Below are 24,384 nucleotides of genomic sequence, written 5' to 3'. Positions count from 1 at the left end.
AAGCCTGGTCGGTGGGAACAGTCAGGACCGCGAAACTACGGCGCCCGGCAGAGGGTCAGCCGGCAGCACAGTAATAGGATGCTGTCGCGCGTCGGTGCGAAGGTTTTCTCCATCGTTGCAACGGGTTGCTGCGTCAGGGTGTTGTTGTTCGGCGCGCCAGGAACTCGACTTCGAGCCGCCATGTCGCGCCATCGTCGTGCGAGCGCTCGCCGAGCCAGCGGAAGCTATCCGTCGTGACGCGCGAAAAGCTCCAGCGCACCGAGGCGCCGGTGCCATCGGCGCCGACCTGCACGATCGTGTCGCCCTCGGCCCGGCCGAGCTGGCGGCTGAAATACTGGTTACGCGGATCGATCCAGAAGATGTGCCAGGCGTCTGCTCCGGGATCATAGACACGCAGCGTCGTGCCGTGGAAAGTCCACTTGCCGAGCGACGGCGAGGGGCCGGCGTCGCGCGCGGGCAGGATCCAGACATCCTGGATCGCGCGGCCTTCCAGCACCCAGCCGAAATGCACCTCGCCGCGGCCGGTCAGCACGTTGCCATCATCGAGGCGACGCGAGGCGTCGAAAGTCCAGGCGCCGACGAAGCGACCGTAGAGGTTCAGTTTCTCGGCAAGTCCGTCGTTCGGTCCGGCACTGTGCAGGGCTTCGGCAAAGGAGGATGGGACGAACATGGCTGCGGCCTCTTCTTCTTGTCAGGAGACCGGAGGATTAGGCGCGGACGGGGTTCTGGGCTTGGGAAAAATTGCTATATTTGGGCCATGGCAGCGACCACCCGCGTTCTCGCATCCGGGGCCGGCTGGCACGTGGCGGATGTGATCTGCACGGCCGGCGCCGGCGACCGGCCGTTCGAGGAGGCACATCAGGATTTCTGCGTCGCGGCGGTCACCGGCGGCACGTTCCGCTACCGCGCGCAACAAGGCACCGCCATGCTCGCGCCGGGCAGCCTACTGCTCGGCAATTCCGGCACGTGCTATGAATGCGGGCACGAGCATGGCAGTGGCGACCGCTGCCTCTCGTTCCATTTCAGGCCGGCTTACATGGAACGGATTGTGGCTGGCGTGCCTGGTGCCAGGGCGCTGACCTTCGAGGCTCCGCGCTTGCCGCCCTTGCCAACGTTGGCGCCGTTGCTGGCCGAGGCGGAAGCCGCGCGTGAAATGGCTGACACGGAGGCGTTCGAGGAACTTTCCCTGCGCATTGCAGCCGCCACCGTGGCCACGGTTTCCAACGCCACGCCGGTCCGGCGCGCGCCGAGCCGCCGCGATCAGAAACGGGTGGCCGAAGCCGTGCGGCGGATCGAACTGGATGCCGACGGGCCGGTCTCGCTGTCGGCACTGGCGGATGAAACGGCGACCAGCCCGTACCATTTCCTGCGTACCTTCCGGCAGGTCGCCGGCATGACGCCCTACCAGTTCCTGCTCAGAACCCGGCTGCATAGGGCGGCGGTGCGGTTGCGCCTGTCAAATGACGCGATCTCGGCGATCGCCTTCGACACCGGCTTCAACGACCTGTCGACCTTCAACCGCCGGTTTCGACGCGTCATGGGCGAGACGCCAGGCAACTATCGTGCCCGCTGGCCAAGCGGTTGAGACGAGTTCAGTCGGTCGTCGGCCCGCACCAGCCTGGCAGATAGTCCGCGTCCTTGCCCTTGGACATGCGCAGCGCTTCTTTCATCGCCTTGTCGAAGTCCTTCGCCACGGCGTCCGGCGTGATGCGCCGGCGCAGGAAGTCCGCCCACAGGAATTCGCTGAACGGCGTCGTGTCCTTGGCGAAGCCGCCTTGCCTGCGCAGTTCGCCCGCCATGCTCCGATAGGGGTCGTCGACGAGTTCGGCCATGGTTTTTGGAATGGCGTCGTAGGCTTGACGCCTGCCATTCTCGTCGAACGGATGCATCCAGCCCCTGTTATCGAGCACGACGAAGAAGGCCTCCTTGTCGAGCCCCGACAGGTCGCTGACCACCGTGACCAGGACATCCCTGACACCCTCCTCGATCAGGGCACGGGCGAGATGATGGTGATCGGTGACATAGTTGCGCTTCTTCGGCCCGAGCACGACGGGAACCATGTGGCTGCCGAGAAACGCGCCGGTCTTTCGGGCGCTCTGTGAGCGGATCATCTGGCGCTTCAGGGCCACCTCGCGCATGCCGACAGTGATCTGCGTCGGTCGCAAGTCACTGACAGGGACTGGGTTCAGCAACGGTTCCCGCTGGGTCATCATTTTGCTTTGTCCTGCTGTTGCGGCCGCTGGTCGAGACCGAGGGTCCTGATCGCGGCATCGACACTGTGAAAGATCCGCTGCGGGCCGACGAGGTCGGCAATGCCGAACCGTGCCAGCGCCGCCTGGGCGCGCAGCGATTCCAGCCGCGCGACGGCAAAGACGGCCCCTGCCTCGCGGCAATGATGGACGGTGTCGATCAGCGCTTGCGCGGCGGTGTAGTCGATTTCGACGATGTTGCTGGCCTCCAGGACGACCAGTTTCACTGTATCGTTCCTGGCATCGACAAGATCGAAGAGACCGCGCTTGAAGCGGTCGGCGTTCACGAAGGACAGTGGGGCCTGGAACGCCGCGACCAGCACGCCTGGAAGCTGTTCGCCGGCACTTGGCTCGCCAGGCGGCCACCACACGGAAGTGCCCGGCACCTGTTCCAATTCGAGCACCTGCGTCCTTGTTGCGCTCCAGGTTCCGTGCAGCAGCGACAGGCCGATGCCGACCGCCACGCCGGTTTCGATCGGCAGCACGACGATGGCCGCCATGGTGATCAGGATCAACGCGAATTCAACCGGCGCTTGCCGGTAGACGTCGGCGAACACCTTCCAGCGCAGAATATGCTGGGCAACGAACATCAGGACCCCGGCAAGGGCGGCCTGCGGAACATCGGCGAGCAGGCCGCCGCCGAAGGCACCGAGCAGCAGCACGATGGCCGCGGCAATGAGACTTGAGAGCTGCGAGCGGCCACCCGACTGGGAGACGATTGCCGTGCGCGGCGGGCTGGCATTGACGGCGAAGGCGCCAAACAGGCTAGCCGCGATGCTGCCGGCGCCGACACCAACGAAATCGCGATTGACGTCAGGCGCGTCGCCCTGCGGAGCGAAGGAGCGGGAGGTGGCCGCCGTCTGCACCATGACGACGATGGCAATCAGCAGCGCCAGCGGAACGAGCGCCTGCACATCGTCGAGACCGGCAAGCGGCGGTCCTGGCTGCGGCACGCCGTTCGGCAAGGCGCCAAGCACCTCGACGCCACGATCCTTGAGGCCGAATATGGCGACCGCGAGAGTGGCGAGCACCATGCCGATCAGCGCGCCGGGGACGCGGGCGCTGATGCGCTCGGAGCAGAACACGATTGCGAATACGCCAAGGCCGAGCGTCAGACTCCAGGGGTTGGCGAGATGGAGATTGCCAGCGATCTCGCCGATGCGCCGCACGGATTCACCGCTTTCGGAGGGCAGGCCGAGCAGTCCGGGCAATTGCGAAACGATGATATGGATGGCGATGCCGGCCAGAAAGCCCGTCGTGACCGGCACCGACAACAGGTCGGCAACCCAGCCAAGGCGAAAGACACCGTTCAGGATCACGATGAGCCCGACCATCAGCGCCAGCATGGCTGCCAGCGCCAGATAATGCGGCGAGCCAGCGGTGGCGAGCAGCGCCAGGCTGCCGGCGAACAGAGGCGTGATGGTCGAATCCGCGCCGGCCGAGAGGTGACGGTTGGCGCCGAACAGGGCAAACGCCACCGAACCGGCGACAAAGGCGAAGAAGCCGATCTCGGGAGCGAAGCCGCCGAGCCGGGCCGTTGCCATCTGCTCGGGAATGGCGATCGCGGCCAGTGTCACGCCGGCGATCAGATCACCATTGAGATCCCGGCGCGTCCAGCCGCTCATCGCTCGCAGAGGCAGCCACGGGGTCCAATTCATTGCGCTCGCGGCTTTCGTTCGGGGAAATTGGTCCATTGCCGGCTTTTGCCTTGCTGGCGGCGAAAAGCACCGTGGCCATATCGTCGCAATCAGCGGTATCCTTTTGAAATTACCACTAAAAATGACACTGGAAAAGTGCCGCGAACGTTGGAGTTTCGGCCTGGCTTCCTATATAAGCAGCAAGTGATTCCTGAATAGATTGTGATCCGATTTGACCGACCAAAAGACACCGCGCGGCGCCGACGGCGGCCCCACCGGCATCGAGCCGATCTCCATCATCGAGGAGATGCAGAGCTCCTATCTCTCTTACGCGATGAGCGTGATCGTCAGCCGCGCGCTTCCCGACGTGCGCGACGGCCTGAAGCCGGTGCACCGCCGTATCCTCTGTGCCGCCCATGAGAGCGGCTACCACTGGAACCGCAAATATGTGAAGTCCGCGCGTCCCGTCGCCGACGTGATGGGTAAATACCATCCGCACGGCGATGCCTCGATCTATGACGCCTTGGTACGCATGGCGCAGGACTGGTCGCTGCGCGTGCCTCTGATCGACGGGCAGGGCAATTTCGGCTCGATCGACGGTGATCCGCCGGCGGCCATGCGTTATACCGAATCGCGGCTGACCAAGGTCGCGCATGAGCTGTTGGAAGACATCGACAAGGACACCGTCGATTTCCAGGACACTTATGATGCGTCGGACACAGAGCCGAAGGTCCTGCCGGCGCGCTTTCCCAATCTGCTGGTCAATGGTTCTGGCGGCATCGCCGTCGGCATGGCCACCAACATCCCCCCGCATAATCTCGGTGAAGTCTGCAACGCCGCCATTGCTGTCATCGACAATCCGGCGATCGACCTGCCGGCGCTGATGGAGATCATTCCAGGTCCCGATTTCCCGACCGGCGGCATCGTGCTTGGCCGTTCCGGTATCTACAGCGCCTATTCCACCGGCCGTGGCTCCATCGTCATGCGCGGCAAGGTCAACATCGAACAGCGCGGCAACGACCGTGAATCGATCATCATCACCGAGGTTCCCTATCAGGTGAACAAGGCCTCGATGATCGAGAAGATGGCCGAGCTCGTGCGCGACAAGCGCATCGAGGGCATTTCCGACATCCGCGACGAGAGCGACCGCCAGGGCTACCGGGTCGTCGTCGAGCTGAAGCGCGATGCCGTCGCCGACGTCATCCTCAACCAGCTTTACCGCTTTACGCCGCTGCAGACCTCGTTCGGCGCCAACATGGTGGCGCTGAACGGCGGCAAGCCGGAACTGCTGACGCTGACCGACATGCTGAAGGCGTTCGTCACCTTCCGCGAGGAGGTGATCACCCGGCGGACGAAATTCCTGCTGCGCAAGGCGCGTGACCGCGCCCATGTGCTGGTTGGCCTGGCGATTGCCGTCGCCAACATCGACGAGGTCATCAAGCTGATCCGTACCGCGCCGGATCCGCAGACGGCGCGCGAACAGTTGATGGAGCGCCGCTGGCCGGCCGGCGACGTCGAATCGCTGATCCTTCTGATCGACGATCCGCGCCACCGCATCAACGAGGACGGCACCTACAATCTGTCCGAGGAGCAGGCGCGCGCTATCCTCGAACTGCGCCTGCAGCGCCTGACCGCGCTTGGCCGCGACGAAATCGCCGACGAATTGAACACGATCGGCGTCGAGATCATCGACTATCTCGACATTCTGTCGTCGCGCGCGCGCGTCCAGCAGATCGTCAAGGACGAGCTCGCCGCCGTGCGCGACGAGTTCGGCACGCCACGCCGCACCGAACTCACCGACGGCGGCGCCGACATGGAAGACGAGGACCTGATCCAGCGCGAGGACATGGTCGTGACGGTGAGCCATTCCGGCTACATCAAGCGCGTGCCGCTGTCGCTCTACCGGGCGCAACGCCGTGGCGGCAAGGGCCGCTCCGGCATGTCGACCAAGGAAGAGGATTTCGTCACCAGGCTGTTCGTGGCCAATACGCACACGCCGGTGCTGTTCTTCTCCTCGCGTGGCATCGTCTACAAGGAAAAGGTCTGGCGGCTGCCGATCGGCAATCCGCAGTCACGCGGCAAGGCGCTGATCAACATGCTGCCGCTCGAGCAGGGCGAGCGCATCACCACCATCATGCCGTTGCCCGAGGACGAGACGAGCTGGGGCGAGCTCGACGTGATGTTCGCCACCACGCGCGGCACCGTGCGCCGCAACAAGCTTTCCGACTTCATCCAGGTCAACCGCAATGGCAAGATCGCCATGAAGCTGGAGGAGGAGGGCGACGAGATCCTCGGCGTCGAGACGTGTACCGATAATGACGACGTACTCCTGACCGCCAGCTCCGGCCAGTGCATCCGCTTCTCGGTTGGCGACGTGCGCGTCTTCCAGAGCCGTAACTCGGTTGGCGTGCGTGGCATCGCGATGGCTGACACCGACAGGGTGATTTCCATGGCGGTCATCGAGCATGTCGATGCGCCGCCGGCCGAACGCGCCGCCTATCTCAAGCGGGCCGCGTCCGAACGGCGGTTGGCTGCTGGTATACCGGGCGAAGAAGAAGAAATCGCGCTGACCAATGAAGAGGTCGACGAGGAAGCGGAGCTGTCCGATGAGCGCTACGAATTCCTCAAGGCGCATGAGCAGTTCGTGCTGACGGTTACGGAATACGGTTACGGCAAGCGCTCCTCGTCCTACGATTTCCGTCTGACCGGACGCGGCGGCAAGGGCATCCGTGCCACGGACGTCTCGAAAACAGCCGAAATCGGCAGGCTGGTGGCAACCTTCCCGGTCGGCAATGACGACCAGATCATGCTGGTGTCCGATGGCGGCACCGTCATCCGGGTGCCGGTCAACGGCATCCGTTTCGCAAGCCGGGCCACCAAGGGCGTGACCATCTTCAATACCGCCGAAGGTGAAAAGGTGGTTTCGGTCGAGCGCATTTCCGAGCCGCAATCGGACGAGGAGAGCGAAGAGACCGTTGAGGGCGGCGCCGAAATCACTCCTGCGGCGGACGCGGGCCCGGAGACTGCGGAGTAAGTCCGAAAGCGGGTCTTTAAACATGGCAACGCCGGCCCATCGGCCGGCGCGGTAGCAAGTCCAGACAGACTTGGTTCAGGCTGGCTTAGTAGTGGCGATACGGCTTGCGGGGGCCGAAGCCTTCGAAGCGTTTCGTGGTTGCCTTGACGCGGGCGCGTTGCGCCTCCTGATGCAGCCCGAATACTGTGGCGATCAGCATGGCAACGGTCATTGCGGTGGCGAGCATGTAGATCAGCATGTGCGTGTTCTCCTGCGCCTTACAACGGGCAGATGGGGTTTTGGTTTCATCTTATTAAGGTGCAACCTAGTGAACGCTCCGTGAAGGCTTCGTGATTGACGTGTTCATCTGTCGTTCATGTGCCGGAAAAGGTTCACGAACATGATCTCGATCGGATTTGCCTTTGTGAGAGAGGCTCGCTAGAAGCTCCGGCATGACCGAACGCACAGCCCTCTATGCCGGCTCCTTCGACCCGCTGACCAACGGCCATCTCGATGTGCTGAAGGCGTCGCTGGCGGTTGCAGACATTGTCTATGCCGCGATTGGCATTCATCCGGGCAAGAAGCCGCTGTTCTCCTTCGAGGAGAGGGTGCACCTCATCGAAGCGGCGACGAAGGCTGAATTTGGCCGCGACGGGGCCCGCATCAAGGTGGTCGCCTTCGACGGGCTGGTCATCGATGCCGCCAGGAAACAGGGAGCCTCGATCATGATCCGCGGCCTGCGCGACGGTACCGATCTCGACTACGAGATGCAGATGGCCGGCATGAACGAGACCATGGCGCCGGAATTGCAGACGGTTTTTCTGCCCGCCAGCCCCTCGGTGCGCACCATTACCGCCACACTTGTGCGCCAGATAGCTTCGATGGGAGGCGACATCCGCCCCTTCGTGCCGGCGGCGGTAGCCGGCGCGCTCACCGCCAAATTCGCAAAATAAAGTTTCTCGGAGAAGACCATGCAGCTGAAAAAGCTTGCCTCGTTCCTCGTCGTGCTCGCCGGTCTCGTGACCGCATCGGTCTCGGCCTATGCCGCCGATCCCGAAAACACCATGATCATCACGCTGAAGGACGGCGACGTGACCATCGCGCTTCGGCCCGATCTGGCGCCCAAGCATGTCGCGCAGATCAAGAAGCTCGTGCGTGAGCATGCCTACGACAATGTCGCTTTCCACCGCGTCATCGACGGCTTCATGGCCCAGACCGGCGACGTCAAGTTCGGCAACATGAAGAAGGGTTTCAATGCCCAGGCCGTCGGCACCGGAGGTTCCGATCTTCCCGACCTGCCGGCCGAATTCTCGCAGACCGAGCACTACAAGCGCGGCGTGGTCGGCATGGCCCGTTCGCAGGACCCGAACTCCGCCAATTCGCAGTTCTTCATCATGTTCGCGCCGGCACCGCCGCTCGATGGCCAGTACACCATCGTCGGCAATGTCGTCAGCGGCATGGAACTGGTCGACAAGATCAAGAAGGGCGATGAGGCGGACAATGGCACGGTTGCCGATCCCGACCGGATGATCAAGGTGCGCATCGCCGCCGACAAATAATTCTGTTTTGAAAAAGGATATCTGACATGGCCGAAATCAAGGACCGCGAGAACGCGCTCATAATGGAAACGACCAAGGGCGAGGTCGTCATCGAAATGTTTCCCGACCTGGCGCCCGGCCATGTCGCCCGCATCAAGGAACTGGCGCGTGAGGGCGCTTATGACGGCGTGGTGTTCCACCGCGTCATCGAAGGCTTCATGGCGCAGACCGGCGACGTCAAGTTCGGTAATTCGTCCAAGCCGACTTTCGCGCCCTCCCGCGCGGGCATGGGCGGCTCCGACAAACCGGACCTGAAGGCAGAATTCTCCAACGCCAATCACGGCCGCGGCACCTGCTCGATGGCCCGCGCCCAGAACCCGAACTCGGCCAATTCGCAGTTTTTCATCTGCTTCGACGATGCCGCGTTCCTCAACCGCCAGTACACAGTCTGGGGCCAGGTGATCGAAGGCATGGACAATGTCGACAAGATCAAGCGCGGCGAGCCGGTGCAGGACCCCGACAAGATCGTGTCGCTCAAGGTCGCGGCCGACGTCAAGTAAGGCAGATAACAATGATGGGCGTCGTCTGGTCGCTTCTCGGCATCCTGTCCGGCGCCTTCATTGCCATTCAGGCGCCAATCAATTCGCAGTTGGCGCGCGGCCTGGGGCTCCCGGTCGCGGCGGCCGCGTTTTCGTTCCTGTCGGGCGCTATCGTGCTTGGCATCATCTCCGTCACCGTGGTGAAGCTGCAAGGCATTTCGCTCGACTGGAAGGCACCGGCTCCGTGGCTGTTCGTCGCCGGCGGCATGCTCGGCGGCTTCTATGTCACGCTCTCGACGATCCTCACGCCGCGCATCGGCGCTGCCGCGCTGATGGCGTTCCTGGTGGCCGGCCAGCTGCTGGCCGGCATGCTCATCGATCGCGTCGGCTTCCTCGGTGTCGCGGTGCGTGAAATCTCGCTCGGCCGCGTTGCCGGCGCGGTGCTGCTCTTGGTCGGAGCACTGCTCGTCCGGCTCTACTGATGCGTGTCGACCTCTTCGATTTCGACCTTCCGGAGGAGCGCATCGCGCTTCGCCCGGCAGAGCCGCGCGACAGCGCCAGGATGCTTGTGGTCAAACCGGGCGCAGCACTCGACGACCGGACGGTTCGCGATCTGCCATCCTTGCTCAGGGCCGGCGATGTGCTGGTGTTCAACGACACCAAGGTCATTCCGGCGCAGCTCAAAGGCATCCGGCGGCGCGGCGAAGCACAAGCGCAGGTCGAGGCCACGCTGCACATGCGCATGGCGCCGGATCGGTGGCTGGCCTTCATGCGGCCAGGCAAGCGCGTCGCCGTCGGCGACCGCATCCATTTTGGCCATGACGGCAATTCCTGCTTCCTCGGCCAGCTCTATGCCACCGTGATCGAGAAAGGCGAGGGCGGCGAAGCACTGCTTGGCTTCGACCTGTCGGGGCCTTTCCTCGACGAAGCGTTGCACGCCGTCGGCCACATTCCGCTGCCGCCTTACATCGCCTCGAAGCGCGCCGACGACGACCGCGACCGCGCCGACTATCAGACCATCTATGCCCGGGAGGAAGGGGCGGTGGCGGCGCCCACCGCTGGCCTGCATTTCACGCCGGAGCTTTTTGCGGCACTCGACGCCAAGGGGGTCGAACGCCGCTTCGTCACCTTGCATATCGGCGCCGGCACGTTCCTGCCGGTGAAGGCGGACGACACCGCCGACCACAAGATGCATGCCGAAATCGGCTCGGTCAGCGAGGCGACCGCCGACGCCTTGAATGCAGCGAAGACGAAGGGCGGACGCATCATTGCCGTCGGCACGACCTCGCTGCGCCTGCTGGAGAGCGCCGCGCGCGAGGATGGCACGCTGGCGGCTTGGTCCGGACCGACCGATATCTTTATCACGCCCGGCTACCGCTTCCGCACGGCCGACCTGCTGATGACCAATTTCCATCTGCCGCGTTCGACGCTGTTCATGCTGGTTTCGGCCTTCAGCGGCCTCGACACGATGCGTGCGGCCTATGCGCATGCCATCAACGTCGGCTACAGGTTTTACTCCTATGGAGACGCAAGCCTGCTTTATCGAAATCGAGCGGAGGTGGGCGGTGGACGATGACCTGCATCCCAATGCGTCGATTTCCGCGCCATCCCGGCGTCAATTCATATGCGGCCTGTGTTCAATGGTGCCAACCGCTCGACATGCGGGCGCGGAGCGCGCCAATCCACGACAAGGACTTCAATGACTAAGCCGTTCAGCTTCAAGGTTCTGGCGACCGACGGGAAGGCCAGGCGCGGTCTGATCGAGATGCCGCGCGGCGAAATCCGCACGCCCGCCTTCATGCCCGTCGGTACCGGCGGCACGGTCAAAACCATGTACATGGACCAGGTGCGCGGCGTCGGTGCCGACATCATCCTGGGCAATACCTATCATCTGATGCTGCGGCCCGGTGCCGAGCGCGTGGCGCGGCTCGGCGGTCTGCACGAATTCGCCCGTTGGCCGCATCCGATCCTGACCGACAGCGGCGGTTTTCAGGTGATGTCCCTCTCGAAGCTGAGGAAACTGACCGAGAAAGGCGTCACCTTCCGGTCGCACATCGACGGCGCCCCTTATGAAATGTCGCCGGAGCGTTCGATCGAAATTCAAGGCTTGCTCGATTCCGATATCCAGATGCAACTTGACGAGTGCACGGCGCTTCCGGCCGAGCTGAGGGAGATCGAGCGCGCCATGGAATTGTCACTGCGCTGGGCGGAGCGCTGCAAGGCGGCGTTCGGCGACCAGCCCGGCAAGGCGATGTTCGGCATTGTGCAAGGTGGTGACAACGCAGCCCTGCGCGTGCGTTCGGCGCAGGCGCTGAGCGCGATGGAGTTGAAGGGCTATGCGGTTGGCGGGCTGGCCGTCGGCGAGCCGCAAGCGGTGATGCTCGAAATGCTCGACATCACCTGTCCGGAACTGCCCGCGGAGAAGCCACGCTACCTCATGGGCGTTGGCACGCCGGACGATATCCTGAAATCGGTGGCGCGCGGCATCGACATGTTCGACTGCGTGATGCCGACGCGGGCGGGCCGCCATGGCCTTGCCTATACAAGGCGCGGCAAGGTCAACCTGCGCAACGCCCGCCACGCCGACGATCCGCGCCCGCTCGACGAGGAAAGCGACTGCCCGGCGGCGCGCGATTATTCGCGTGCCTATCTGCATCATCTGGTGCGCTCGCAGGAGGCGCTCGGCGCGATGCTGCTGACCTGGAACAACCTGTCCTATTATCAGAAGCTGATGCAGGACATCCGGGCGGCGATCGAGGCCGGCAGCTTCGAGACGCGCGGGGCCGAGATTGCCGAGGGCTGGGCGAGAGGCGACATACCGGCGCTGTAACCGCTCAAGTGCTGACCGAATTCGACGCGCGCAAGCTGCAGCCGGTGATCTGGAACGTGCCGTCGGGCTGTTGCTGCAACGTGTAGACCGCCTCGTAGTCCTTGCCGTCGGGTCCGACGATCAGCACCTGCTGGACGATCGCACCCGGGCCTGTCTCCTCGACCTTGCCGAAGGAGTAGGTCTGCGGCTTGCGTACCGGCGCATAACCATTGGTCACCATGTTCATGAAGGTGTCGACGGTCGGGAAGATCTGCTTCACATTCGGCGCCGCGAAGCTGTAGGCGGTGGCGCCGTCATTGGCGATGAAGGCTTTCAGTTGGCCATCTATGGCTGCCTGGGCCGCCTTGATATCGGCATCGCCGGCAAACGCGGAGGAAGCGAGTATCAGCGGAACCAAGGCGAATGCGAAAAGCGTGCGGCGCATGACCGGTCTCCCTTGTCCTCGAAAGCCGCCATCGAAAAAGCCGTCGGCGGGTATCCTAACATACGCATGACGGCGCTTCACGGTTTCAGCGGCCGCAAATATTCGTTGCTGCGGCAGATTGCTTATGCTGACGGCCAATGAGCTGGGCTTTCCGAACACCGCACTAACGATATTCTCGGCTCCGTAGGGTCGACATCGCCAGGGCCCGCGCCGGCTAAGTGCGCATTCCAACGCTTGAAAGGCCGCCTCCAGTCTGCCAGAAGGGCCGCTTGGACCTGGAAGTTAGCGGGACGAAGCCATGAAGGCGTTTTTCGTGCAGATCAAATGCGAACTCGGCAAATCCTATGAGGTTGCCAGCGCGCTTGCCGATGCCGAGATCGCGTCGGAAATCTATTCCACCGCCGGCAATTACGATCTGCTCGCCAAATTCTATGTCGACGACGAGGAAGACGTCGGACATTTCGTCAACGAAAAGGTGCAGGTTCTGCCGGGCATCAAGGACACCTTCACCGTCGTCACGTTCCGCGCCTTCTAAAGCCCGCTCCATTCCTGATAGAATCGGGATGAGCTCTCCGTTTTTGGCGTCTGCTTTAGCCGCTGAACGCACTTGCCCGGGCACGAGGCAAAGCCTGACCAGCGTCATATTTCGGCTGCCTTAATTTTAGGCAGGCGCAAGATACTGATCGGCTGCACCCCTCAAATCACCGATTGCGCTTGATTTTCTCCGGCGAGGCCAGTGAGATGGCGTCACAGGGGAGTTTGCGATTGGCAGCGTTCGATGAAATGCTTCCGGAGGTCTCCGGACTTAGAAGACCGTATTCGGCTTATGACCGCTGGCTGAAGGAGCAGGATCCAGCCAGGCTCACCGAGAAGATGCAGGACGCCGAGCGCGTCTTCCGCAAAACCGGCATCACCTTTGCCGTCTATGGCGAGCAGGAAGCCTCCGAACGGCTCATTCCTTTCGACATCGTTCCGCGCATTATTTCCGGCCAGGAATGGCGGCGCCTGACGCAAGGCATCGAACAGCGCGTGCAGGCGCTGAACGCCTTCCTCGATGATATCTATCACCGCCAGGAGATCCTGCGCGCCGGCCGTGTTCCCAAGGACCTGATCGCCAGGAACGAGGCTTTCCTGCCCGAGATGATCGGCGTGAGGCCGCCGGCCGGCGTCTACACCCACATCATCGGCGTCGATATCGTGCGCATCAGCGAGGACGAGTTCTACGTTCTCGAGGATAATGCGCGCACCCCGTCCGGTGTCTCCTACATGCTGGAGAACCGCGAGACGATGATGCAGCTGTTCCCCGAGCTGTTCCAGAAGATCAAGGTGCGGCCGGTGGAGAACTACCCGCAACTGCTGCGCCAGTCGCTGGCGGCGGTTCGCCCCCAGAGCACCAAGGGAGTGCCGACCATCGCGGTGCTGACGCCCGGCAGCTACAATTCCGCCTATTTCGAGCACGCCTTCCTGGCCGACCAGATGGGTGTTCAACTGGTCGAGGGTCAGGATTTGCGCGTTATCGACGGCCACGTCGCGATGCGCACGACCGAAGGCTACAAGCAGATCGACGTGCTCTACCGCCGTGTGGACGATTCCTTCCTCGATCCGCTGACCTTCCGGCCGGATTCGGCTCTTGGCATACCCGGCATCATGGATGTCTACCGCGCAGGCAACATCACCATAGCCAATGCGCCGGGCACCGGCATCGCCGACGACAAGGCGATCTACTCCTACATGCCCGAGATCGTCGAATTCTACACCGGCCGCAAGGCGATCCTCGGCAACATTCCCACTTGGCGCTGTTCCGAGCCGGACAGCCTGAAATATGTGCTCGAGCACATCCACGAGCTGGTGATCAAGGAAGTCCATGGCTCCGGCGGCTACGGCATGCTGGTGGGACCGGCCGCGACCAAGCAGGAATGCGAGGACTTCGCCAAGAAGCTGGCCGCGAAGCCTTCCAACTATATCGCCCAGCCGACATTGGCGCTGTCGACCTGTCCGATCCTGACCGAGAAAGGGCTGGCGCCGCGCCATGTCGATTTGAGGCCCTATGTGCTGGTCTCCGACCGCATCCAGATCGTGCCGGGCGGGCTGACGCGGGTTGCGCTGAAGGAAGGTTCGCTGGTGGTCAATTCCTCACAAGGCGGCGGCACCAAGGATACCTGGGTGCTGGATGATTGAGCGAGTAGGGAATAGTGAGTAGCGAGTAGCGAGTAGCGATAGTATTGAATAGTCAGCTGTTGGGGGAAGCGCATGCCACATTCTATTGAGATTCAACCACTCACTACTCACTACTCACTACTTCCTATTTGTTCACTATTCCCTACTCACTAGCCCGAAGGGCCACTTCCCATGCTTCTCGGCCGCACCGCCAACGGGCTCTACTGGATGAACCGCTACATTGAGCGGGCGGAAAACATGGCAAGGTTGGTCGATGCCGGCTTGCGCATGGCGCTGACCCGGACGCAGGACGCATCCGAAGAGTGGAACTCGGTGCTGCTCAGCGCCGGTTCGGATGCCGCCTTCACACAGAAATACCAGGACTACACGGCGGCCAATGTCGCTGACTTCCTTTTGCGCGACGCGTCGAACCCGTCGAGCACGATGGCGTCGATCGAGACGGCCCGCAACAATGCGCGCATGGTGCGCACCGCGCTGACGCGCGAGACATGGGAAAGCATCAACGAAGCCTGGATGGCGCTGAAGCGGATGCTGGCGAGACCGATCGACGAGCGTGATCTGCCCAGCGTACTCGACGCCATCAAGCGCGAGACGGCGCTGATCCGCGGCTCGTTCTACGGCACCATGCTGCGCAACGAGATCTTCGACTTCTCGCAGCTCGGCACCTATGTCGAGCGTGCCGACAATACGGCGCGCATCCTCGACGTGAAATACTACGTGCTTCTGCCGTCGATCTCCTGGGTTGGCTCGACACTCGACAACTACCAATGGGAATCGATCCTGCGCTCGGTGTCGGCGCATCGCTCCTACCGCTGGGTCTATGACGCCGACTACAAACCGACCAACATTGCCGATTACCTGATCCTCAACGTCCGCATGCCGCGATCGCTGACCTTCTGCTACCGCTTCCTGGCGGAGCATCTGAAGTTTCTCGGCGACGACTATGGCGAGCGCCATGCCTGCCACGCGACGGCGGAGAAAACGCAGGCGATGCTGAGGGCAGGGTCGATCAAGGACATTTTCGATACCGGCCTGCACGAATTCCTGGCCAATTTCATCCGCGACAACACCAGGCTCGGCGATGAGATCGCACAGGACTACAGGTTTAATTGACCATGTTGCCCAACCGAAGGACCGCGTTAGCGAAAAATGGTTGCCGGTTTTCGGGCAAGTTCATGCATTCAAACGGACGATAGCCATGCGGCTGAAAATCTCTCACCGGACCGAATACCGCTATGATGCGCCCGTTCAATACCTGCTGCAGCGGCTGAGGCTGCTGCCGGTAAGCGGGCCGACACAAACGGTGCTGTCCTGGGCGTTGAAAGTCGACGGCGCGCGCGAGGAGGTGAGATTTACCGACCACTATGGCAACGACAACAGGTTGTTGAGCGTCGAGGGCGACCACGACTTCATCACGGTCGAGGCCTCGGGCGAGGTGGTGACGCGCGACACATCAGGGGTCAGCGGACCGCATCAGGGCTTCGCGCCACTCTGGTTGTTCGCGCAGGAGACGCCTTTGACCACCATAGGCAGCGGCATCCGTGGTCTTGCAGAAGCGGCCGGTACGGGCACCGATATCGAGAGGCTGCATCGGCTGATGGCAATCATAGGCGAGCGCGTCGCCTACACGCCGGGCACCACCAATGCGGCGACCCCGGCTGAAGAGGCCCTCGCGCTAAAAACCGGGGTTTGCCAGGACCATAGCCACATCTTTGCCGCCGCCGCGCGCGCCATGGGTTTTCCGTCCCGCTATGTCAGCGGCTATTTGATGATGGAGGAGGCTGTCGAGCAGGCGGCAAGCCATGCCTGGGCCGAAGCGCATGTTCCGGGCCTCGGCTGGGTTGCCTTCGATCCCGCCAATGGTATTTCTCCCGACGAGCGCTATGTGAAGGTGGCCACCGGCCGTGACTATCGTGACGCCTCGCCGGTGTCGGGAATTCGGCTGGGGCAGGCGGAAGAACAGCTTGCGGTCACCGTCACGGTAGAGCAGTAATCCCTCAGGATTCGCCGCTCAAGCAATTCCAGGAAAAGTGTGAAACGGTTTTCCGTCCGGAATTGCGTCACTCTAGAAGAGATTCCATGACCTATTGCGTCGGCCTGAAGATCGATCGCGGGCTCGTGTTTATGTCGGACACGCGCACCAATGCCGGCATGGATTCGATCTCGACTTTCAAGAAGATGCATGTCTGGGAACAGCCGGGCGAGCGCGTCATCGTGCTGATGTCCGCCGGCAATCTGGCGACGACACAGGCCGTGGTCAGCCTCCTCGAGGAGCGCACCAAGGCCGTGGCGGACCGCCATGCCACGCTGCTCGAAACACCGTCGATGTATCAGACGGTGCGGCTGGTCGGCGACACGGTCAAGGAGGTGATCGCCCATTCGTCGCCTGTCGGCGAGAAGGCCGATTCCTACTTCAATGCTTCCTTCATCCTGGGTGGACAGATCAAGGGCAGCCCGCCACGGCTGTTCATGATCTATCCGGAAGGCAATTTCATCGAATCAACCGACGACACTCCATTCTTCCAGATCGGCGAGACCAAATACGGCAAGCCGATCATCATCCGCGCCTATGAGCGGACGATGAGTCTTGCCGAGACCGTGAAGCTGCTTCTGGTGTCATTTGATTCGACGTTGAAGTCGAACCTGTCGGTTGGTTTGCCGCTCGACCTTCTGTTCCTGGAGAAGGATGCTTTCCAGGTCGGCCTGAAGAAACGGATCGGCCAGGACGACCAATATTACCGCGCTATTTCCGAAGGCTGGTCGAATGCGTTGAAGTCAGCCTTTGCCAGCCTGCCGGACTTCCCGGGATAGTGCTGCCGCGAGGCCTCGCCGATTGCCCCATTCTATTTAACATGTTAATCAAAAGACGGCTAGGGCAACCAGCCCGCTCGCCGGCTGTTGGGAGAAGAGCATGGACAATGAAGAGTTCCGCGACTGGTCGAGGCGAGCCGCCGACTGGGGCGCCGACTATCGCGCCAGCCTGCGCGACCGGCCGGTGCGGCCAGCGATTGCCCCGGGCAAGATATTCAGGAGCATCGAAGCCTCTCCACCCGAAGCTTCGGAGCCGATGGACACGATCTTCGCCGATTTCGAAGCGAAGATCGTGCCCGGCATGACGCATTGGCAGCATCCGCGCTTCTTCGCCTACTTTCCGGCCAACGCCGCGCCGGTCTCGGTGGTGGCCGAGTATCTGGTTTCGGCGATGGCCGCGCAATGCATGCTCTGGCAGACCTCTCCGGCGGCAACCGAGCTTGAAACGCGCACCGTCGACTGGATGCGCCAAGCGCTCGGCCTGCCGGAAGGGTTCTCCGGCGTGATCCAGGATTCGGCCTCGTCGGCGACGCTCAACGCGGTGCTGACCATGCGCGAGCGGGCGCTGGACTGGCAGGGCAACAAGAAGGGACTGGCCGGGCAGGCGCGGTTGCGCATCTATTCCTCCGACCAGGTGCACACGTCGATCGACCGCGCAATATGGGTTGCCGGTATCGGCGAGGACAATCTTGTCCGCATCCCGGTGGCAGGTCGCTTTCGCGCAATGGACACCGCAGCTCTTGAAGCGGCGATCGTCGCCGACAGGAATGCGGGCCTGCTGCCGGCGGGCATCATCGCCTGTGTTGGCGGCACAAGCACTGGCGGCACCGACGACATCTCCGGCGTAGCCGCCGTCGCCAGGCGGTATGGCCTTTACCTTCATGTCGATGCCGCATGGGCCGGGTCGGCGATGATCTGTCCGGAGTACCGGCACTTCTGGACAGGTATCGAAGGTGCGGATTCGATCGTCTTCAATCCGCACAAATGGCTGGGCGCGCAGTTCGACTGTTCGATCCAGTTCCTGCGCGACCCGGAAAGCCATGTCAGGACGCTGGCCATCAAGCCGGACTATTTGAAGACCCATGGCCACGACGGCGTCATCAACTATTCCGAATGGTCAGTGCCGCTCGGCCGACGCTTCCGTGCCCTGAAACTGTGGTTCCTGTTGCGTGCGCATGGGCTGGAAAACCTGCGCGCCATGATCCGCAACCATGTCGCCTGGAGCGAAGGCCTTGCCGCCCGGCTGGCCGGGGAGGCTGATTTCGAGATCGTCAGCCAACCGATGCTGTCGCTGTTTTCGTTCCGGCACAAGCCGGCCTCAAGCGCCGATGACGATGAGCACAATCTGCGGCTGGTCAATGCGATCAACGATGATGGCCGAATCTATCTGACGCAGACGCGGGTCGATGGGCGGGTGGCAATTCGCTTCCAGGTCGGGCAGTTCGAAGCGACCGCTGAAGATGTCGATGTGGCTTTTGCCGTCATCAGGGAAATCGCGCGCGGCATGGCCTGATCCGGCCCGGGCGAGGTTGCGTTCCCGCCTGCATCCGCACGCAGCCAATTTCCGTTGGCCGGCTCACGCCTTTTCACTGCTTTCGTTTTCAGCTATAGACAAGAAAAACGAAAAGGGGAGCTAACCCGATGTATCTGTCGCCGCGCCATGCCGAGATCGTCCAGATGGCGAAGGACCATGGACGCGTGCTGGTCGACGATCTGGCCACGCATTTCAACGTGACTCCGCAGACCATACGCAAGGACCTCAACGATTTGTGCGACCAGCGGCTGCTTTCGCGCATCCATGGTGGCGCCTTGTTCCCGTCCGGCATCGAGAACATGGAGTATGAGGCCAGGCGCAAGATCGCCGCCGAAGAGAAGGAATCGATCGGCCGTGCCGCGGCCAGGCTGATCCCCGACAACGCCTCCCTGTTCATCAACATCGGCACAACGACGGAGGCGGTCAGCAAGGCCTTGCTCGATCACAACGGCTTGATGGTGATAACCAATAACATCAATGTTGCCAATAGGATGCGTATCTATCCCTCGATCGAGGTTGTGATTGCCGGTGGCGTGGTCCGCGGCTCGGACGGCGGCGTCGTCGGTGAGGCGGCGGTCGACTTCATCAGGCAATTCAAGGTCGACTATGCCGTCATTGGTGCCTCGGCCATCGACCATGACGGCGCGTTGCTCGACTTCGATTTTCGCGAAGTGAAGGTGGCGCAGGCGATCATCGCCAATGCCAGGCACGTCATCCTGGTATCCGACCAGACCAAGTTCGAACGCACTGCGCCGGTGCGCATCGGCCATCTGTCGCAGGTCAACACTTTCATCACCGACCGCTGCGATATCCCGTCGGTGCGCAAAATCTGCCAGGAGGCCGAGGTCCAGCTAATCGAGACGGCACTCGGCTGAAAAGCGGCACTGCCATCGCTAGGGCTCTGCGATATTTCGTTTGACATTCGTTATCGGTTCGAAATAATTCCGCTACGGTTTCGCTAAATGCCCAGAAGGTGCAGTGCGAAATCGTGGAGGGCTTTGTGGACGCATCTTCAATCCGTGACATCTTCGTCATAGGTGGCGGCATCAACGGCTGCGGCATTGCCCGTGATGCCGTCGGGCGCGGGTTTTCGGTCTTTTTGGCAGAGATGAACGACCTTGCCAGCGGAACCTCCTCCGGCTCGACCAAGCTGATCCATGGCGGCCTGCGCTACCTCGAATTCTACGAATTCCGCCTGGTGCGCGAGGCGCTGATGGAGCGCGAGGTTCTGTGGAAGAACGCGCCGCACATCATCTGGCCGATGCGCTTCGTGCTGCCCTGTGCCAAGGGCCTGCGTCCCGCCTGGCTGATCAGGCTCGGCCTGTTCCTCTACGACCACATTGGCGGGCGCAAATTGCTGCCATCGACCAGGACACTCGACATGGCGAGCGATCCGGCGACCAAACCTCTGAAACCATTGTTCAAAAAGGCTTTCGAATATTCAGACGGCTGGGTCAATGATGCGCGCCTGGTGGCGCTCAACGCACGCGATGCCGCCGATCGCGGCGCGACGATCCGGACCCGCACGAAGGTGGTCGGAGCCCGTCGTGAAGGCGGCATGTGGGTGATCAAGATCGAGAACCAGCAGACCGGCGATACCGAGGAGATCAGGGCCCGATTGCTGGTCAATGCCGCCGGACCGTGGGTCGACCACGTGCTCTCCGACGTCGTCGGCCTCAACGATGTGCACAATGTCCGCCTCGTGCAGGGCAGCCATATCGTCATCGCCAAGAAATTCGACGATCCGCGCGCTTATTTTTTCCAGAACAAGGATGGCCGCGTCATTTTCGCCATTCCGTACGAGGAAGAGTTCACGCTGGTCGGCACCACCGACCAGGATTATCCCGGCGATCCGCACGACGTGAAGATCAGCGATGCCGAGATCGACTATCTCTGCGCCGCGGCCAGCGAATATTTCGCCCAGCCCGTCAAGCGCTCGGACATCGTCTGGACCTATTCGGCCGTGCGTCCGCTCTATGATGACGGTGCCTCCAAGGCGCAGGAAGCAACGCGCGACTATGTGCTGAAGGCCGATGGCGGCGAGGGGGCCGCGCCGATCGTCAATGCCTTCGGCGGCAAGATCACCACCTACCGCCGGCTGTCGGAATCGATGCTGGAGAAGATCGAGGGGTTCCTCGGCAAGCGCGGCAAGCCATGGACCGCCAACGCCCCCTTGCCGGGCGGCGATTTCCCGGCCACCGGGTTCGACGCGCAAGTGGCGAAGCTGAAGGCCGCCTATCCGTTCCTCGACGCGCGCCTCGCTCGCCGCCTGACCCGGCTTTACGGGACGCGCGCTCAGGTTCTGCTCGGCTTGGCAAAGTCGAATGCCGAGCTCGGCCGCTATTTCGGCGGCGACCTCTACGAGGCCGAGGTACGCTATCTCGTTGAAAACGAATGGGCGGTCACATCGGAAGATGTGCTGTGGCGCCGGACCAAGCGAGGCCTGCATCTCAACCGCGAGCAGGTCGCGGCACTCGATGAATTCATGAGCGGTCTAAGCCGGCGGCATGTAGCCGCTGCCTGAACGAAAAGGTTTTGAACTCGAGAGCTGGCAGAAACAGAAACGATCCTATGCGGGCGCTCGCGCCCGTGTGAAATTGGGGGAGGCGGCATGTTGCCCGTCTCCCTTCTTTATATCAAGCGGAGGACGTTTGAATGAGCGGTTTTGTGCTGGCAATCGACCAGGGCACGACATCAACCCGGGCAATTCTGTTCGATGGCCAGATGAAGGTCGTGGGCACCGGCCAGCAGGAATTCACCCAGCACTATCCGGCATCCGGTTGGGTCGAGCATGATCCGGAAGAAATCTGGGCAAGCGTCGTGACGACCGTGAAGGCCGCGCTGAACAGCGCCGGCCGAGATGCGTCCGAGGTGGCCGCGCTCGGCATCACCAACCAGCGCGAGACCGTCGTCATCTGGGACAAGGCGACCGGCAAGGCGGTCCACAACGCAGTCGTATGGCAGGACCGGCGCACCGCGCCGCTTTGCCAGAAGCTGAAGAAGCGGGGATTGGAAGAGAAATTCACGCGCAAGACAGGGTTGCTGCTCGATCCCTATTTCTCCGGCACCAAGATCGCTTGGATGCTCGACAAGGTGAGGGGCGCAAGGCGGCGCGCCGAGAAAGGCGAATTGCTGGCCGGCACCATCGACTGCTTCCTGATCTGGCGGCTGACCGGCGGCAAGGTCCATGCCACCGACGCCACCAACGCCTCGCGCACGCTTGTCTACAACATCGCTGAGAATATTTGGGACGATGAACTGCTTTCGATCCTGCGCATTCCCGCCGCGATGCTGCCCGAAGTGAAGGATTGCGCCGATGACTATGGATTCACGGATAAAAGCCTGTTTGGCGCCGAGATAAGAATCCTCGGTGTCGCCGGCGACCAGCATGCCGCGACCATCGGCCAGGCCTGCTTCGAGCCAGGCATGATGAAATCCACCTATGGCACAGGCTGCTTCGCGCTGCTCAACACCGGCGGCGATCTGGTGCGTTCAAGGAACCGGCTGCTGACCACCATTGCCTATCGGCTGAACGGCAAGACGACCTATGCGCTGGAAGGCTCGATCTTCATAGCCGGGGCCGCCGTGCAATGGTTGCGCGACGGCATCAAGGTGATCGGCAAGGCCGAGCAGAGCGGCAAACTGGCTGCCGAGGCCGATCCGACGCAGAACGTCTATCTGGTGCCGGCCTTCGTCGGATTGGGCGCGCCGCATTGGGACGCGGAGGCGCGCGGCGCCATTTTTGGGCTGACCCGCAATTCCGGCCCGGCGGAATTCGCCCGCGCGGCGCTCGAATCCGTCGCCTACCAGACCCGCGACCTGCTGGACGCCATGCACAAGGACTGGAAAGGCGCCGCAGCCACGGTGCTTCGCGTGGATGGCGGCATGGTGGCGTCGGACTGGACGATGCAGCGCCTGGCCGACATACTCGACGCGCCGGTCGACCGCCCGACCATACTGGAGACGACCGCGCTGGGTGCGGCCTGGCTCGCCGGCTCGAAGGCAGGCGTGTGGCCCAAGGCGAAGGAATTCGCCAAGACCTGGGCGCTCGACCGGCGATTCAAACCGGACATGGACGTCGCCACACGATCCGCCAAACTGGCAGGCTGGCGCGATGCCGTGCGCAGGACGCTGAGCTCGCAATAAGGGACATGGGCGGATTGATGTGGGGGAAATGAAGCCAGATTGGTATTCTGATTGGCGCGACGAGGCCTTCGAACAGCTGAAGGTCAAGAACGAGCGCCTGCACAAGGATTTCCGCCTCGGCACCTGGCCGCGCTATAACTACGACCTGAAAACTGGGAAGCTCCTGTTCTCGGAGGAAGGAACGGTCAAGGTCATTGCCGAGATCCAGATCGCGGGCACCACGAGCGCCAAGGCAAACAACTGGCTCTGGGCCTGGGCAAATCCAAATTTGCCTGGCGAACTCCTCGGCGACGCAAAGCTGGTTCGGTCCTTCGGGGAGAAGAATGGCATAGACGAACTGGCCCAGGCCTATGTGACGGACGGGAACGACGACCTTGAACCGCTCGGTTGGGAACTGACCGGAGCAATGGTGCGGATTTGCAACGCCCTTGGCGCCTATCGCTCTCCGAGCGGCGAAAGCGGTGGACTGTATCTGATCATCAAAAGTATCGGTTGGGCCAATTGATTCGGTCTACGATTTCAACACCATGGGAAACCCCGCGCCTTTCCGGCGCGGGGTTAAAGAGACTCGTCAGCAGTCCTTGCTAACTCCAATCAGTAGGGGGAGCGGCACTCCCGGCGAGGACCATTGTTCGGCTGGAAAGTATTGTCCGAGGCGCGGTAACTCCGGTAATGGTCGTAGCACCACTGCACGTGGGCATCGCCTTCGTAAACGCGGTGGTTCTCGCTATTGACGATCGCGCCAGTGATCAGCGCGCCGGTGGCGAAGGCCGCGAGCGGGAACCAGTAGTCGCCATGGCGGCGATAGCCGCGGTGATATTCACGATAGCCGCGATGGCCATTCCAATACATGTCGCCGTTGCGAGCAAAGCTGCGATTGCGCGAGAAACTGCGATTGAACGGACGGTTTCGCCTCCATTCCTGATATTGCACCGTCTGCACGTCCGGCGTTGCGATCTTGGGCATGGGCACGTAGGTCGGCTGGGCGTTGGCCGGCACGGCCTCCGCAGCAATGAATGTGGCTGAGAGGGCGACAGCAAGAAGGCCCGATTTGACTCTGCTCATGGTATTCTCCTCGAGGGTTTTGCGAACGTCCCTGTCGACGGGAAACGAACGTCGCACGCGATTTGTTCCGCGGGAGGCGGGCAGGGTGAAGATCGTGGCCCACTCCTGACGTGCTGCCCGCCCGACCGGTACCAGCAGGCAAAGGGGTCGCGATTTAGGGCGATGAAGCGGCTGCCGAGCCGTCTTTTCCGGTTGACCGGTCGCGGCACTCTCCCTATGTTCCGCGCAATTTCGGGGGCGGCCTTTTCGAGCCCGCGGGAGCGCGTAGCTCAGCCGGTAGAGCAACTGACTTTTAATCAGTAGGTCATGGGTTCGAATCCCATCGCGCTCACCATCGCTCAGGTGTACGGCCCGGAGACATGGGTGACAGAGCGTACCTAAGACATGGGTGACAATCTCGTGCCGAACGGATTGTCGATG

General features: G+C 62.3%; 24 protein-coding genes and 1 tRNA gene. 19 read left to right on the top strand and 6 right to left on the bottom strand.

Translation table 11 applies throughout. From position 1 onward, the window contains the following. Positions 1–133: 133 nt before the first annotated feature. Positions 134–670, bottom strand: coding sequence for a hypothetical protein (locus FJ930_RS10425; protein WP_141837362.1), 537 nt, complete (start codon positions 668–670; stop codon positions 134–136). A gap of 87 nt (positions 671–757) precedes the next feature. Between FJ930_RS10425 and FJ930_RS10420 the strand changes: the two genes are divergently transcribed. Beyond that, on the top strand, positions 758–1,585 hold the full coding sequence (locus tag FJ930_RS10420) for an AraC family transcriptional regulator (protein ID WP_141837360.1): 828 nt from the start codon (positions 758–760) through the stop codon (positions 1,583–1,585). Between the two features lie 7 nt (positions 1,586–1,592). On the opposite strand, the gene FJ930_RS10415 is transcribed toward FJ930_RS10420, so the two are convergent. Together FJ930_RS10415 and FJ930_RS10410 are read right to left on the bottom strand one after the other, a co-directional pair. After that, positions 1,593–2,213 (bottom strand): ParB-like protein, encoded by a 621-nt coding sequence (locus FJ930_RS10415; protein ID WP_141837358.1) that lies wholly within the window; start codon positions 2,211–2,213, stop codon positions 1,593–1,595. Continuing rightward, entirely contained in the window at positions 2,210–3,907 is a 1,698-nt protein-coding gene (locus tag FJ930_RS10410) for a SulP family inorganic anion transporter (RefSeq protein ID WP_141837356.1), read from the bottom strand. Before FJ930_RS10410 ends, FJ930_RS10415 begins: the two co-directional genes overlap by 4 nt. Before the next feature lie 211 nt (positions 3,908–4,118). On the opposite strand from FJ930_RS10410, the gene gyrA reads away from it, so the two are divergent. Beyond that, positions 4,119–6,920, top strand: coding sequence for a DNA gyrase subunit A (gene gyrA, locus FJ930_RS10405; RefSeq protein ID WP_141837353.1), 2,802 nt, complete (start codon positions 4,119–4,121; stop codon positions 6,918–6,920). An 85-nt stretch (positions 6,921–7,005) separates the two neighbouring features. On the opposite strand, the gene FJ930_RS10400 is transcribed toward gyrA, so the two are convergent. Further along, on the bottom strand, positions 7,006–7,158 hold the full coding sequence (locus tag FJ930_RS10400) for a hypothetical protein (protein ID WP_140739803.1): 153 nt from the start codon (positions 7,156–7,158) through the stop codon (positions 7,006–7,008). Between the two features lie 193 nt (positions 7,159–7,351). Between FJ930_RS10400 and coaD the strand changes: the two genes are divergently transcribed. The 6 genes from coaD (at position 7,352) to tgt (ending at position 11,806) form a co-directional block, all read left to right on the top strand. Then, entirely contained in the window at positions 7,352–7,852 is a 501-nt protein-coding gene (coaD, locus tag FJ930_RS10395) for a pantetheine-phosphate adenylyltransferase (protein ID WP_141837351.1), read from the top strand. A gap of 111 nt (positions 7,853–7,963) precedes the next feature. Beyond that, positions 7,964–8,458: a peptidylprolyl isomerase gene (locus FJ930_RS10390; RefSeq protein ID WP_226890686.1), complete on the top strand. Its 495-nt coding sequence runs from the start codon at positions 7,964–7,966 to the stop codon at positions 8,456–8,458. 26 nt (positions 8,459–8,484) lie between these two features. Then, a complete protein-coding gene (locus FJ930_RS10385; protein ID WP_140607042.1) occupies positions 8,485–8,997 on the top strand; it encodes a peptidylprolyl isomerase in 513 nt (170 codons plus the stop codon). A gap of 11 nt (positions 8,998–9,008) precedes the next feature. Next, complete coding sequence (locus tag FJ930_RS10380; protein WP_056576832.1) at positions 9,009–9,458, top strand: DMT family transporter; 450 nt, start codon at positions 9,009–9,011, stop codon at positions 9,456–9,458. Continuing rightward, complete coding sequence (gene queA, locus FJ930_RS10375; RefSeq protein ID WP_141837349.1) at positions 9,458–10,552, top strand: tRNA preQ1(34) S-adenosylmethionine ribosyltransferase-isomerase QueA; 1,095 nt, start codon at positions 9,458–9,460, stop codon at positions 10,550–10,552. Before FJ930_RS10380 ends, queA begins: the two co-directional genes overlap by 1 nt. Positions 10,553–10,675: 123 nt before the next feature. Next, positions 10,676–11,806 (top strand): tRNA guanosine(34) transglycosylase Tgt, encoded by a 1,131-nt coding sequence (gene tgt / locus FJ930_RS10370; protein ID WP_141837347.1) that lies wholly within the window; start codon positions 10,676–10,678, stop codon positions 11,804–11,806. Positions 11,807–11,810: 4 nt separating this feature from the next. Here the strand turns inward: tgt and FJ930_RS10365 are convergent, their stop codons facing one another. Beyond that, a complete protein-coding gene (locus FJ930_RS10365; RefSeq protein ID WP_141837346.1) occupies positions 11,811–12,230 on the bottom strand; it encodes a DUF4864 domain-containing protein in 420 nt (139 codons plus the stop codon). A gap of 298 nt (positions 12,231–12,528) precedes the next feature. On the opposite strand from FJ930_RS10365, the gene FJ930_RS10360 reads away from it, so the two are divergent. The 10 genes from FJ930_RS10360 (at position 12,529) to FJ930_RS10315 (ending at position 23,404) form a co-directional block, all read left to right on the top strand. After that, positions 12,529–12,765: an Lrp/AsnC family transcriptional regulator gene (locus tag FJ930_RS10360; protein WP_091574954.1), complete on the top strand. Its 237-nt coding sequence runs from the start codon at positions 12,529–12,531 to the stop codon at positions 12,763–12,765. 230 nt (positions 12,766–12,995) lie between these two features. Next, on the top strand, positions 12,996–14,408 hold the full coding sequence (locus FJ930_RS10355; protein WP_181763339.1) for a circularly permuted type 2 ATP-grasp protein: 1,413 nt from the start codon (positions 12,996–12,998) through the stop codon (positions 14,406–14,408). A gap of 171 nt (positions 14,409–14,579) precedes the next feature. Then, positions 14,580–15,521, top strand: a complete 942-nt coding sequence (locus FJ930_RS10350) for an alpha-E domain-containing protein (RefSeq protein ID WP_141837344.1) — start codon at positions 14,580–14,582, stop codon at positions 15,519–15,521. Positions 15,522–15,606: 85 nt separating this feature from the next. Beyond that, positions 15,607–16,401 (top strand): transglutaminase family protein, encoded by a 795-nt coding sequence (locus tag FJ930_RS10345; RefSeq protein WP_140739786.1) that lies wholly within the window; start codon positions 15,607–15,609, stop codon positions 16,399–16,401. Positions 16,402–16,487: 86 nt separating this feature from the next. Further along, on the top strand, positions 16,488–17,219 hold the full coding sequence (locus FJ930_RS10340) for a peptidase (protein ID WP_141837342.1): 732 nt from the start codon (positions 16,488–16,490) through the stop codon (positions 17,217–17,219). 100 nt (positions 17,220–17,319) lie between these two features. Then, entirely contained in the window at positions 17,320–18,732 is a 1,413-nt protein-coding gene (locus FJ930_RS10335) for an aspartate aminotransferase family protein (protein ID WP_141837339.1), read from the top strand. Between the two features lie 128 nt (positions 18,733–18,860). Next, entirely contained in the window at positions 18,861–19,628 is a 768-nt protein-coding gene (locus FJ930_RS10330; protein WP_140739777.1) for a DeoR/GlpR family DNA-binding transcription regulator, read from the top strand. 125 nt (positions 19,629–19,753) lie between these two features. Continuing rightward, a complete protein-coding gene (glpD, locus tag FJ930_RS10325; RefSeq protein WP_141837337.1) occupies positions 19,754–21,277 on the top strand; it encodes a glycerol-3-phosphate dehydrogenase in 1,524 nt (507 codons plus the stop codon). 131 nt (positions 21,278–21,408) lie between these two features. After that, positions 21,409–22,899 (top strand): glycerol kinase GlpK, encoded by a 1,491-nt coding sequence (glpK, locus tag FJ930_RS10320; RefSeq protein WP_141837335.1) that lies wholly within the window; start codon positions 21,409–21,411, stop codon positions 22,897–22,899. A 28-nt stretch (positions 22,900–22,927) separates the two neighbouring features. Continuing rightward, entirely contained in the window at positions 22,928–23,404 is a 477-nt protein-coding gene (locus FJ930_RS10315) for a DUF6882 domain-containing protein (protein ID WP_141837668.1), read from the top strand. Positions 23,405–23,493: 89 nt separating this feature from the next. Here the strand turns inward: FJ930_RS10315 and FJ930_RS10310 are convergent, their stop codons facing one another. Then, positions 23,494–23,964 carry a BA14K family protein gene (locus FJ930_RS10310; RefSeq protein WP_141837333.1) on the bottom strand — a complete coding sequence of 157 codons (471 nt, stop codon included), beginning with the start codon at positions 23,962–23,964 and terminating at the stop codon, positions 23,494–23,496. A gap of 258 nt (positions 23,965–24,222) precedes the next feature. Between FJ930_RS10310 and FJ930_RS10305 the strand changes: the two genes are divergently transcribed. Continuing rightward, positions 24,223–24,298, top strand: a tRNA-Lys gene (locus FJ930_RS10305). Positions 24,299–24,384: the final 86 nt, after the last annotated feature.

Source organism: Mesorhizobium sp. B2-4-15 (assembly GCF_006658505.1).
Taxonomy (GTDB): Bacteria; Pseudomonadota; Alphaproteobacteria; order Rhizobiales; family Rhizobiaceae; genus Mesorhizobium.
The sequence above is the reverse complement of the archived record's forward strand: the minus strand, read 5'-3'. Positions and strand labels throughout refer to the sequence as shown.

Excerpts from the sequence above, each read along its gene's own strand:
- FJ930_RS10425 (WP_141837362.1), bottom strand. The coding sequence starts at position 670 with ATGTTCGTCCCATCCTCCTTTGCCGAAGCCCTGCACAGTGCCGGACCG.
- FJ930_RS10420 (WP_141837360.1), top strand. The coding sequence starts at position 758 with ATGGCAGCGACCACCCGCGTTCTCGCATCCGGGGCCGGCTGGCACGTG.
- FJ930_RS10415 (WP_141837358.1), bottom strand. The coding sequence starts at position 2,213 with ATGATGACCCAGCGGGAACCGTTGCTGAACCCAGTCCCTGTCAGTGAC.
- FJ930_RS10410 (WP_141837356.1), bottom strand. The coding sequence starts at position 3,907 with ATGAATTGGACCCCGTGGCTGCCTCTGCGAGCGATGAGCGGCTGGACG.
- FJ930_RS10400 (WP_140739803.1), bottom strand. The coding sequence starts at position 7,158 with ATGCTGATCTACATGCTCGCCACCGCAATGACCGTTGCCATGCTGATC.
- coaD (WP_141837351.1), top strand. The coding sequence starts at position 7,352 with ATGACCGAACGCACAGCCCTCTATGCCGGCTCCTTCGACCCGCTGACC.
- FJ930_RS10390 (WP_226890686.1), top strand. The coding sequence starts at position 7,964 with ATGATCATCACGCTGAAGGACGGCGACGTGACCATCGCGCTTCGGCCC.
- FJ930_RS10385 (WP_140607042.1), top strand. The coding sequence starts at position 8,485 with ATGGCCGAAATCAAGGACCGCGAGAACGCGCTCATAATGGAAACGACC.
- FJ930_RS10380 (WP_056576832.1), top strand. The coding sequence starts at position 9,009 with ATGATGGGCGTCGTCTGGTCGCTTCTCGGCATCCTGTCCGGCGCCTTC.
- queA (WP_141837349.1), top strand. The coding sequence starts at position 9,458 with ATGCGTGTCGACCTCTTCGATTTCGACCTTCCGGAGGAGCGCATCGCG.
- tgt (WP_141837347.1), top strand. The coding sequence starts at position 10,676 with ATGACTAAGCCGTTCAGCTTCAAGGTTCTGGCGACCGACGGGAAGGCC.
- FJ930_RS10365 (WP_141837346.1), bottom strand. The coding sequence starts at position 12,230 with ATGCGCCGCACGCTTTTCGCATTCGCCTTGGTTCCGCTGATACTCGCT.
- FJ930_RS10360 (WP_091574954.1), top strand. The coding sequence starts at position 12,529 with ATGAAGGCGTTTTTCGTGCAGATCAAATGCGAACTCGGCAAATCCTAT.
- FJ930_RS10350 (WP_141837344.1), top strand. The coding sequence starts at position 14,580 with ATGCTTCTCGGCCGCACCGCCAACGGGCTCTACTGGATGAACCGCTAC.
- FJ930_RS10345 (WP_140739786.1), top strand. The coding sequence starts at position 15,607 with ATGCGGCTGAAAATCTCTCACCGGACCGAATACCGCTATGATGCGCCC.
- FJ930_RS10340 (WP_141837342.1), top strand. The coding sequence starts at position 16,488 with ATGACCTATTGCGTCGGCCTGAAGATCGATCGCGGGCTCGTGTTTATG.
- FJ930_RS10335 (WP_141837339.1), top strand. The coding sequence starts at position 17,320 with ATGGACAATGAAGAGTTCCGCGACTGGTCGAGGCGAGCCGCCGACTGG.
- FJ930_RS10330 (WP_140739777.1), top strand. The coding sequence starts at position 18,861 with ATGTATCTGTCGCCGCGCCATGCCGAGATCGTCCAGATGGCGAAGGAC.
- glpK (WP_141837335.1), top strand. The coding sequence starts at position 21,409 with ATGAGCGGTTTTGTGCTGGCAATCGACCAGGGCACGACATCAACCCGG.
- FJ930_RS10315 (WP_141837668.1), top strand. The coding sequence starts at position 22,928 with ATGAAGCCAGATTGGTATTCTGATTGGCGCGACGAGGCCTTCGAACAG.
- FJ930_RS10310 (WP_141837333.1), bottom strand. The coding sequence starts at position 23,964 with ATGAGCAGAGTCAAATCGGGCCTTCTTGCTGTCGCCCTCTCAGCCACA.